The sequence below is a fragment of the Spongiactinospora gelatinilytica genome, from assembly GCF_003236385.1.
Lineage (GTDB): Bacteria > Actinomycetota > Actinomycetes > Streptosporangiales > Streptosporangiaceae > Spongiactinospora > Spongiactinospora gelatinilytica.
This window is the reverse complement of record NZ_POUA01000268.1, coordinates 1-10,960: the sequence shown is the minus strand read 5'-3', so window position 1 is coordinate 10,960 and position 10,960 is coordinate 1. Positions and strand designations below refer to the sequence as shown.

General features: G+C 73.1%; 6 protein-coding genes. 4 read left to right on the top strand and 2 right to left on the bottom strand.

Features of this window, described 5'->3' with window-relative positions:
• Positions 1-143: 143 nt before the first annotated feature.
• Complete coding sequence (locus C1I98_RS27360) at positions 144-2,753, top strand: bifunctional FO biosynthesis protein CofGH (protein ID WP_111170292.1); 2,610 nt, start codon at positions 144-146, stop codon at positions 2,751-2,753.
• Here C1I98_RS27360 and C1I98_RS27355 read toward each other — a convergent pair.
• Positions 2,750-4,027, bottom strand: a complete 1,278-nt coding sequence (locus C1I98_RS27355; protein ID WP_111170291.1) for a coenzyme F420-0:L-glutamate ligase — start codon at positions 4,025-4,027, stop codon at positions 2,750-2,752. The genes C1I98_RS27360 and C1I98_RS27355 overlap by 4 nt on opposite strands.
• A complete protein-coding gene (gene cofD, locus C1I98_RS27350) occupies positions 4,024-4,959 on the bottom strand; it encodes a 2-phospho-L-lactate transferase (protein WP_111170290.1) in 936 nt (311 codons plus the stop codon). The genes C1I98_RS27355 and cofD overlap by 4 nt, the downstream gene beginning before the upstream one ends.
• 228 nt (positions 4,960-5,187) lie before the next feature.
• Here cofD and C1I98_RS27345 point away from each other — a divergent pair, with 228 nt between their 5' ends.
• From C1I98_RS27345 to C1I98_RS27335, 3 genes are all read left to right on the top strand, one after another.
• Entirely contained in the window at positions 5,188-6,882 is a 1,695-nt protein-coding gene (locus tag C1I98_RS27345) for a hypothetical protein (protein WP_111170289.1), read from the top strand.
• A 317-nt stretch (positions 6,883-7,199) separates the two neighbouring features.
• Positions 7,200-7,457 (top strand): WhiB family transcriptional regulator, encoded by a 258-nt coding sequence (locus C1I98_RS27340; protein WP_111170288.1) that lies wholly within the window; start codon positions 7,200-7,202, stop codon positions 7,455-7,457.
• Positions 7,458-7,663: 206 nt separating this feature from the next.
• Positions 7,664-10,804, top strand: coding sequence for a glycosyltransferase family 2 protein (locus tag C1I98_RS27335; protein ID WP_199537257.1), 3,141 nt, complete (start codon positions 7,664-7,666; stop codon positions 10,802-10,804).
• The last annotated feature ends 156 nt before the right edge of the window (positions 10,805-10,960 follow it).

The window sequence follows — 10,960 nt, the reverse complement described above, 5'->3', positions numbered from 1 at the left end:
GCCTTCACATGATCACTAGAGCCCCTGGGATCTCAGAACGAGCGGTAGTCGCGGCCCCCGGACGTCCGCCCGCGACTACCGCTCGTTCTGAGATCCCAGGGGCTCTAGTGATCATGTGAAGGCCGGGTCGTAGTGTGCCGGGTATGACTGATCCCGCGCCCGCGGATTCCGCGATGCGACGCGCCCTCGCCCGCGCCCGTGACGGCAAGACCCTGGACGTCACCGAGGCCACGGTGCTGCTCGGCGCGCGAGGGGAACACCTGTCCACCCTGCTGGGCCACGCGGGAAGGGTCCGCGACGCGGGGCTCGCCCACGCGGGCCGCCCCGGAGTGATCACCTACAGCCGCAACGTCTTCATCCCGCTGACCCGCCTGTGCCGCGACCGCTGCGGCTACTGCACGTTCGCCACCGCGCCGCACAAACTGCCGAGCGAGTTCCTCAGCCCGGACGAGGTGCTTGAGATCGCCCGGCAGGGTGCCGCGCTGGGCTGCAAGGAGGCCCTGTTCACCCTGGGCGACCGCCCGGAGGACCGCTGGCACCAGGCCCGCGAGTGGCTGGACGCGCACGGCTACGACGACACGCTGTCCTACGTCCGGGCCATGGCGATCAGGGTCCTGGAGGAGACCGGCCTGCTGCCCCACCTCAACCCGGGCGCGCTGACCTGGCAGGACTTCCAGCGGCTCAAGCCGGTCGCGGCTTCGATGGGCATGATGCTGGAGACGACCTCGCGGCGGCTGTTCGAGGAGAAGGGACAGGCGCACTACGGTTCGCCGGACAAGGACCCCGCCGTACGGCTGAGGGTGCTGGAGGACGCGGGCCGGACCAACGTGCCGTTCACGACCGGCATCCTGATCGGGATCGGCGAGACGGTGACCGACCGGGCGGAGTCGATCTTCGCGATCCGGCGGGTGGCCCGCGAGTACGGCGGCGTCCAGGAGGTCATCGTCCAGAACTTCCGCGCCAAGCCGGACACCGCGATGCGCGGCATGCCGGACGCCGATCTTGCGGAACTGGCCGCGACCATCGCGGTGGCGCGGCTGGTGCTCGGGCCGCGGGCGCGCATCCAGGCGCCGCCCAACCTGATCGGCTCCGAGTACGAGCTGATGATCAGGGCGGGCATCGACGACTGGGGCGGCGTCTCGCCGGTCACCCCCGACCATGTCAGCCCCGAGCACCCGTGGCCGCAGATCGACGTCCTCACCGAACGCACGGCGGACGCCGGTTTCACCATGCGCGAGCGGCTGACCGTCTACCCCGAGTACGTGCTCGCGGGCGAGCCCTGGCTGGACCCGCGGGTGGCCGGGCACGTGGCCGCGCTGGCCGATCCGCAGACCGGGCTGGCCAGGGAGGACGCCGTCGTGGTGGGCCGCCCCTGGCAGGAGCCGGATGGCGGGCACGCCGCCGCAGGTCGTACCGACCTGCACCTGGCCGTGGACACCGAGGGCCGCGCCGTCGACCGCCGCGACGACTTCGACCACGTCTACGGCGACTGGGACGCGCTGCGCGAGCGTGCCGCCGCCGTGCGCGGCGAGAGCGCGGTGAGCGGTGACGTGCGGCAGGCGCTGCGCCGCGCCGAGTCCGACCCTGCCGGGCTCACCGACGACGAGGCCTTGACGCTGCTCGGCCTGGCCGGCGACCCCTCCGGCGCGGGGGCCGACGACGCCGCCCTTTCCGAACTGTGCCGGATCGCCGACGGCCTGCGCCGCGAGGCCGTCGGCGACGACGTGACCTACGTGGTCAACCGGAACATCAACTTCACCAATGTCTGCTACACCGGCTGCCGGTTCTGCGCGTTCGCCCAGCGCCGTACCGATGCCGACGCCTACACGCTCTCCCTCGGCCAGGTCGCCGACCGGGCGCACGAGGCGTGGCTCGCCGGCGCCACCGAGGTGTGCATGCAGGGCGGCATCCACCCCGACCTGCCCGGCACCGCGTACTTCGACATCGCGCGGGCGGTCAAGGAGCGGGTGCCCGGCATCCACGTCCACGCGTTCTCGCCGATGGAGGTGATCAACGGCGCCGGTCGTACGAACCTGTCGATCGAGGAGTGGCTGCACGCCGCCCGCGAGGCCGGAGTGGACTCGCTGCCGGGCACGGCGGCGGAGATCCTGGACGACGACGTGCGCTGGGTGCTGACCAAGGGCAAGCTGCCCGCCCGCGAGTGGGTGGAGGTCATCACCACCGCGCACCGGGTCGGCATCCCGACGACCTCCACCATGATGTACGGACATGTCGATACACACGCCCACTGGGTGCGGCACATCCGGCTGATCCGGCAGATCCAGGAGGAGACGGGTGGGTTCAGTGAGTTCGTGCTGCTGCCGTTCGTGCATCACAGCGCGCCGATCTACCTGGCGGGGGTGGCCCGCCCCGGGCCGACCGCGCGGGAGAACCGCGCGGTGCACGCGCTGGCCCGGATCATGCTGCACGGGGCGATCGGCAACATCCAGTGCTCGTGGGTCAAGCTGCGCGACGACCTGTGCCGGTCGGTACTCCAGGGCGGGGTCAACGACCTGGGCGGCACGCTGATGGAGGAGACGATCAGCCGGATGGCCGGTTCGGAGAACGGCTCCTACAAGACGATCAGCGAGATCGCGGCGATGGTCGCCCCGACCGGCCGCCCACTGCGGCAGCGCCTGACCGGGTACGGCGAGCCGGACGCCGAGCGCCGCGCCGCCGCGGCGGCCGGCGACGGGGTCTGCCAGAGCGTGCGGCGGACCCTGCCGCTGATCGGCACCGCCGAAGGCGCCTAACGGACCAAGATGAAGTCGGCCGCGTCCCTCGGCGGGCGGTCCCTGGGGGGCGCGGCGGCGTGGCCGACGGCGACCGCGCCCATCGGGTCCCAGGACGGCGGCAGGTCGAGCAGCTCGCGTACGACCGGCCGGCAGAACATCGTGGAGGACACCCAGGCCGAGCCCAGTCCTTCCATCGCGAGCTGGACCAGCAGGTTCTGGACGCCCGCCCCGGTGGCGACCACGAACATCTCCCGCTCGGCCGCGTTGCGCCGGTCGTCGCGGTAGGTGTGCGAGCCGTCCATGACCAGGCACGGCACGATCAGGTAGGGCGCGTTGCGCAGCACGTCGCCGCGCTTGATCCGCTTGGCCACGGACTGCTCGGAAAAGCCGTCGGAGCGCAGGTCGGCGATCCACGCCTCGCGCATCGCGTCGACCAGCCTGCGTCGCGTCTCGGCCCGCTCCACCAGCACGAACCGCCACGGCGTGGTGTGGTGCGGGGCGGGCGCGGCGATCCCGGCGGCCACGGCCCTGCGCACCGCCTCGCCGTCCACGGGCTCGGCGGAGAACTCCCTGATCGTACGGCGGGCGAAGAGCACGTCGCGCGAGCCGTACCGGAACATGTCCTCGTCGGCGGGACGGATCAGCTCGGCCGCGCCCGTGCCGTCGTCTTCGGTGACCAGCGAACCCAGCCCCCTGACCACCGCCACGGGCACCCCGGTGATCTTGCCCTTGACCAGTTCGCCCGCCGCGGCCAGTTCGTCGGCCACGGCGGTGATGGTCATGGCCAGCGGGTTGCCGAAGGAGTCGGTCTCGCCGCGCAGGTCGTCGAGGACGCGCACCCCGGCCGCGCCGATCGCCACGTCCGTCAGGCCCTTGCGCCAGGGCCGCCCGAAGGTGTCGGAGACGATCACGCCCAGCCGTACGCCGCGGCGCGCGCGCAGCCCGGCGCGGATCGCCCGGGCGGAGGCGTCCGGGTCTTCGGGCAGCAGCAGCACGGTGCCCGGCTCGGTGTTGGAGGCGTCCACCCCGGCGGCGGCCATCACCAGGCCGCTGCGGGTCTGGCTGATCACCGTGTCGCCGCGCCGGGCGACGACCCGCGCGGTCTCGCGGGCGATGGCCGCCGTGCGGTCCGGCGCGGCCAGCACCCGGCCCTCCGCCTTGCTCACGATCTTGGAGGTGATCACGACGATGTCGCCGTCGCGCAGGTCGCCCGCGCAGCGGTCCAGGAGTCCGGCGATGTCGTCGCCGGGCCGGACCTCGGGTATGCCGGGGACCCCGGCGATGGTGATCACGCCAGCTCCCCGCCCAGCGCCACGGCCGCCCGCGCGATGTCGGCGGCGGCCGCCGCGTCGTGCATGATCAGCGGGCGGGCCCGCACCCGGACGCCGTCGAGCCGTACGTCCGCGTCCTGTTCGGCGACCAGCCAGCCGTCGATCAGGCCCGCGCCGTAGAGTTCGAGCACGGCCTGCGCGCTGGTCCGGACACCGATCGCGGTCAGGCAGGCGTCGGCCATGCCGCGCACCGGCGCACCGCCGATGATGGGGGAGACCCCGACGACGGTCTTGGCCGACACCGCCTCGCGGATGCCGGGGACCTGAAGGATGGTGCCGATGCTGACCACCGGGTTGGACGGCGGCAGGATGACCAGGTCGGCCTCCTCGATCGCGTCGAGCACGCCGGGGGCCGGACGGGCCTTCTCCGCGCCGACCAGCGCGAACGAAAGCGCCGGTACCGACGCCCGCAGCCGCACCCACCACTCCTGGAAGTGGATCGCCCGCCTGCCCTGGTCGTCTTCGATCACCACGTGGGTCTCGGCGCGCTCGTCGCTCATCGGCAGCAGGCGCACGCCGGGCTGCCAGCGGGCGCACAGCGCCTCGGTGACCGCCGACAGCGGGTATCCGGCGGCGAGCATCTGGGTGCGGACGATGTGGGTGGCGAAGTCGCGGTCGCCGAGCCCGAACCACTGCGGCTCCACGCCGTACGCGGCCAGCTCCTCCTTGACGGCGTGCGACTCCTTGGCCCGGCCCCAGCCCTGGTCCTCGTCGATGCCGCCGCCCAGGGTGTACATGACGGTGTCGAGGTCGGGGCAGACCCGCAGGCCGAACAGGGTGATGTCATCACCTGTGTTGCCGATCACGGTGATCCGCGCCTCCGGGGCCGCGGCCTTGAGGCCACGCAGGAAGCGCGCGCCGCCGATCCCGCCGGCGAGGGAGACTATGCGCATCCGGCCAGTCTTCCATCACGCGTCCTCCACCGGTGCCGATGGGGGCTCGCCTGGGCCGGGAGGCAGGGCTTCGGCGCGTCCGTAACCCGGCTGATTACCACGAAATTTCGTGGAATGGCAACCGTAGGAACGCTTATTGGGTTGGATGAGGTTGCTGGGTCTTCCGACACGAATGTCGCCCTTGTGCAAAACTTCGCTGTGCCATATGGACCTTGATGGGGGCAAGTTGTGATCAGAATCGAGGCGAGCCGGCTCCGTGACCCGGCCGCGTGGATCATGTTCGCCGTGGCGGCCGTCAGCATCCTGCTCAGCGTGCTGAGCCTGCTGGCCCCGAATCTCGGGCTGCTCTCCTATGCGAGCCTGAGCGGTCTGGTCTCGCCCGTCAACGTCGCCCTGCTGGTCGGCGCGGTGGTGCTGACGACCAAGGTCGGCGAGCCGAGCCCCGTGGCCAAGGCGATCACGATCAGCGCGACCGGGGCGCTGGGCGTCGCCGCGCTGTTCGGCGTGATCGCGCTGATCCGCGGCATCGCCTCCGGCGCCGCGATAGTGGAGAACCTGCTGACCGGGCTGGCCGGTCTCGCGATGATCGCCATCGCGCTGCTCTATCTGATCCCGCAGGCGTTCCCGGCGACGCCGCGCGCTCCCGAGCAGCCGCAGGGCTTCCCCGGCTACCCGGGGCAGCAGGGCGGGCAGGTCCCGCCGTACGGGGGGCCGCAGCCCATGTACGGCCAGCAGCCGGACTACGCCCAGCAGCAGGCTCCCCAGCAGCCGCAGCAACCTCAGCACCAGCCCCAGCAGCAGCCGATGTACGGCCAGCAGCCCGAGTACGGCCAGCAGTTCGAGTACGGCCAGCAGCCCGAGTACGGTCAGCAGCCGGACTACTCCCAGCAGCAGTACGCCCAGCAGTCCTACGGGCAGCAGTACGAGCAGCCCGCCCAGCAGCCCGCCCACCAGGCCCCGCAGCCGCCGCAGCAGGAGCCCGCGCAGCCGCAGGCCGCGCCGACCTACCAGCCGGCCGCGCCGCAGTCCGGGCAGTACCAGCAGCCCGGTCCGGGCGCGGGCGCGCAGCAGGGCTACGCCCCGGCCTCCTCCTCGCTGCCCGCCCTGCCGCCGCCCGACGGCGGCCAGGACCCCTCCTACAACCAGTACTCCGGCTACGGCCAGCAGCAGGGCTACGGCCAGGACGCCTACTCCCAGCCCGGCGCGGCGCCCTCCTACCCGGCCGAGCCGCCGCAGAGCGCTTTCGGCGACCAGCAGGGCTACCCGCAGGCGCAGGGCGGCCAGGGCGCGTACGGCCAGCAGTACGCTCCGGACTACCCCGCCGACCAGGGCCAGTCCTACGACACCTACCAGGCGCAGCCCGCGGCCCCCTCTGCCCCCTCCTACGAGGGCTACCCGGGCAACACCGGCGGCTATGTCTCCTCCGGCTACGACCCGAACGCCGGGCAGCAGCCCCAGGCCGGCTACTCCGGCCAGGAGTACGGTCAGCGGGCCGACAACCGCTACGACGAGCCGAACCCGGCCGACCCGCGCGCCCAGCAGCTCGCCCAGGCGTACCAGCAGGCGCACAACTACCAGAACCAGGGCTATCAGAGCCAGGGCTACCAGGGCGGCCAGGCGTACCAGCAGCCGGGTCAGACCGGCACCCATCCCGAGGTGAACCACTCGGCCGAGGGCGCCTACGGCTCCCCGCTCGGGCACCCGCAGGGCACGCCGGCCGCGCCGCAGTACGACGGGCAGCAGCAGGGCTGGGGCCAGGAGGCCCCCGGGGAATCGACCATGCGCTTCGACCCGAACGCCTATCGCGACCAGCAGCCGCAGCAAGGGCGGCAGGGGCAGCCCGGCCAGCCGGGTCAGCAGCAGGCGGCCGGCGAGCCGATCGATCCGACAGCCATATACACCCCGGGTGAACCCCGCGCGTAATGACCCGGCTATCGGCGGACAGAGAGAAGGTGAGCCCGGGTCACGGCCAGAACATGTCCTGGTACGTTTCCGACCGGCGAGTGCGCTGAACAAGGCACGCGAACCTGCCACGGGGGTAGCGTTCGCCGCGATGAAGAGCATCACGTCTGTGAACCGGGGAGAGCGGGTCTTTCCCCGGATACCGGTATGCGGCTTGACGTCACACCGGGCACATGAGTGTAATTACAGACGTGTAGTTACGCCCTCCACCGGGTGGGTATGACGGAGGGCGTTCACTAGGGGGGCTCCATTGCGGGCGGGCGGCAGGGAGGTGTGCAGTGGCCGACCTGGTCGATGCACAGGCGCTCAGCGCTGAAGATCTTGGCTGGCAGGAGCGCGCCCTGTGCGCGCAGACCGACCCCGAGGCGTTCTTTCCGGAAAAGGGCGGCTCGACGAGGGAAGCCAAGAAGGTTTGCCGCGCGTGTGAGGTTCGTGCCGAGTGTCTGGAATATGCACTTGAGCATGATGAGCGGTTCGGCATCTGGGGTGGATTGTCGGAGCGGGAGCGGCGTCGCATCAAACGCGAAGCGGGCTGACCGCCTCGCGCGAGGCGGTGATCGGGGTGCCGCCTTCATGAGGGTGTCCTCTTCGTGAGAGTGCGCCCTTCAGGGTGTGGCCATCGTGGGGTCGTCCAGGCGTGGACGCGTTCGGCGGACCTCGCGCGCGCGAGCCGGTCGTGCCGTATCTTTGTCGGGCGTCGATCATCGGCGTAAGTGGTATTTGTCCCGACAAAACAGGACATATGTCCGCGATCGGAACTTCTGTGACCCTGGTCACCGTCACCGCGATCGTGGTCGCCCATGACGGCGCCCGGTGGCTCGATGACACCCTGACCGCGGTGCTCGGTCAGAGCAGACCGCCCGACCGCGTCGTGGGTGTCGACAACGGCAGCCGCGACGGCTGCGGGCGGCTGCTCGCCGCGCGCCTCGGCGAGGGCGGCGTGCTCACGCTGCCCCGCTCCACCGGCTTCGGTGACGCGGTGGAGGAGGTCCTTGACCGCCTCCCCGCGTCCCAGGGCGCCGAGGTACAGGAGTGGATCTGGCTCCTGCACGACGACTGCGCCCCCGACGCCCGGGCACTTGAGGCGCTGCTCTGGGCCGCCGCCCAGGACCCACGCGCCGCCGTACTCGGCCCCAAGCTGCGCGACTGGCTGGACCGCAAGCTGCTGCTGGAGGTCGGCGTCACGGTGGATCGCACCGGGCGCAGGGACACCGGCCTGGAGGCCAGGGAGTACGACCAGGGGCAGCACGAGGGCGTCCACGACGTGCTGTCCGTCTCCACGGCCGGAATGCTGATCCGCCGCGACGTCTGGGACGACCTGGGCGGCCTCGACCCCGCCCTGCCGCTCTTCCGCGACGACCTGGACCTGTGCTGGCGCGCCCGCAACGCCGGATACCGGGTGCTCAACGTCACCCACGCGGTCGCCTGGCACGCCGAGGCCGCGGCCCGCAGGCGCAGGCGGATCGCCGTGAGCGACCACCACCCGCGCCGCCTGGACCGGCGCAACGCGCTGTTCGTGGTGCTGGCCAACATGCCGTTCCGCGCGCTGCTGTGGACGCTGCCGCGCAACGTCCTCGGGTCGATCTTCCGGACCGTCCTGCTCGTGCTGGCCAAACAACCGGGCAGCGCGCTGGACGAGGTCCGCGCGCTCGGCGGGGTGCTCGGGCACCCGATCCGGCTGGCCAAGGCCAGACGTGCCCGCGCCTACGGCCGCAGGCGGCACTATCCGCAGGTCAAGCAGCTGCTGACGCCGCCGGGGGCGGTGTTCCGGCGCTTCGCGGACATGGTCCAGGGCTATTTGTCCGGCTCCGGGCCGGTGGAGTCGGCCGGTCGCCACCACGCCGCCGCCGACGATCGGCCCTCCGAAGAGGAACTGCTGCTCACCGACGCCGGGCTGATGCAGCGGACCTTCGGCAACCCCGGGGTGCTGCTGTTCCTCGGGCTGCTCGCGGTCACCGTGGCCGCCGAGTGGCGGCTGATCGGCGGGTCCGGACTCGGCGGCGGGGCGCTCGTCCCGGTGAGCGGGGGCGCCTCGGACCTGTGGCGGCTCTACACCGAGAGCTTCCATTCCGGCGGCCTGGGCACGGACGCGTGGGCCCCGCCGTACGTGGCGGTGGTGGCGGCGCTGGCCACGCTCGCGTTCGGCAAGATCTGGCTCGCGGTGTCGGTGTTGCTGCTCGGCTGCGTGCCGCTGGCCGGGGTGTCGGCCTACCTGGCGACCCGCTCGATCATCCCGAGCACCGGCGGGCGGGTGTGGCTGGCGGCGGCGTACGCGCTGCTGCCGGTGGCCACCGGGGCGGTCGCGGCCGGGCGGCTGGGCACCGCCGTGGTGCTGGTTCTGCTGCCCGCCTACGCGTCGCTGGCGACCGTGCTGCCGGCGGGGGAGGGCCGCAGGTCGCGCCGGGCCGCCTGGGGACTCGGCCTGCTGCTGGCGATCGGCACGGCGTTCGTCCCGCTCGTCTACCCGCTGACCGCGGTCATCGGCCTGCTCGGCGCGACCGCGTTCGGCGCGGCCAGGCGCGGGGTGGCGGTCTCGGTGGGCATCGCGCTCGGCGTGCCGCTGGTCCTGCTGTTCCCGTGGCTGGGACGGTTCGCCGCTGATCCGGGGCAGATCCTGCTGGAGGCCGGGCTGCACCGGCCCGAACTCACCGATCCGGCGCTGCCCGCCCAGGCGCTGCTCACCCTCAGCCCGGGCGGTCCCGGCATGCCGCCGCTGTGGGCGGTGGCCGGGCTGCTCGCCGCCGCGCTGGCCGCGCTGCTGATGCGGCGGCAGCGGATGGCCGTCGCGGTGGGCTGGGGCGTGGCGCTGTACGGCGTGCTGGCGGCGATCCTGGTGAGCCGGGCGACGGTGGCCCCGGCGGCTGGCGGCCCGCCCGCGGCGGCCTGGCCGGGGGTGCCGCTGGCGTTCGCGGCCACCGGCATGCTGGTCGTGGCCGCGCTCACCGCGCACCGGCTGGCGGAGTTCCGGGCGGCGGGCGGGATTCGCCGGGCGCTGGCGTACGCGCTGGCGGCCGTCGCCTGCTCCGCCCCGCTGATCTGCGCCGGCCACTGGGCGGCCACGGGCCTGGCCGGGCCGCTGCGCGGCGACGCGCCGGTCACGCCGCTCGCCGTGGCGGGGGGCACGCCCGGCGAACGCACGCTGGTACTGCGCGGCAGCGCCACGGGTGGCCTCACCTACACCGTGCTGCGCTCGCGCGGGCCCCTCGTCGGCGAGGCCGACCTGCCCGTGCCCGGCCCGGCCAAGGCGCGGCTGGCCACCGCCGCCGCGGGACTGGCGGCCGGGCGGGGCGGCACGGACGCGGGCGTCCTGGCCACGTACGGCGTGCGGTTCGTCGTGGTCCGCGCCCCCGAGGGCGGACGCGTCGATCCGGAGGTCGCCGGGGCCCTGGACTCCCAGCCCGCGCTCGGCCGGCTGAGCCTGTCCGACACCGTGGGCGTGTGGCGGCTGACCGCGCCGCCCGCCCTGGCCTGGATCACCGGCCCGGGAGGCGGGCGGACACCCGTCCCGGCCGTCACACAACCCGGGGGAGGGTTCGTGGTGACGGTCCCGGCGGGCGGCGCCGGACGTACGCTCGTGCTGGCCGAGCCGGTGGCGGACGGCCGGCGGGCCATCGGCGCGCAGGTCACGCCCGCCACCGTGGACGGCTGGGCGCAGGGCTTCACACTCGGGCAGGCCCTCAAGGCGCCCGCGACGGTCCGGATCACCCACGAGGACCCGCTGCACCGCGTCTGGCTGTGGGCGCAGGCCGTGCTGGTCGTGGCCGCGCTGGTGCTCGCCTCGCCGGGCAGGCGCCCCGAGGAGATCGTGCCCGACTACGGCGACCAGGCCGCGGGCCAGGCCCGACCGCGCCGCTCCCGGCGCAAGGAGATGGCCGGAAGATGAAGGTCCTGATCGAAAACCGCTTCGGGCTCCTGGCACTCGTCATGGTCGCGCTCCTGGCCATGTACGGCGTGGCGGGCGCCACCCGCCCCGAGACCGCCCGCCCGGGCCCGCCGCCGCGCGCCAAGGTCGCCGTCCGGTCGGTGACCGCCGTGTGCC

What these genes read in the sequence shown, in the direction of transcription:
- C1I98_RS27360 (WP_111170292.1), top strand. Translation starts at nt 144, where the DNA reads ATGACTGATCCCGCGCCCGCGGATTCCGCGATGCGACGCGCCCTCGCC.
- cofD (WP_111170290.1), bottom strand. Translation starts at nt 4,959, where the DNA reads ATGCGCATAGTCTCCCTCGCCGGCGGGATCGGCGGCGCGCGCTTCCTG.
- C1I98_RS27335 (WP_199537257.1), top strand. Translation starts at nt 7,664, where the DNA reads ATGTCCGCGATCGGAACTTCTGTGACCCTGGTCACCGTCACCGCGATC.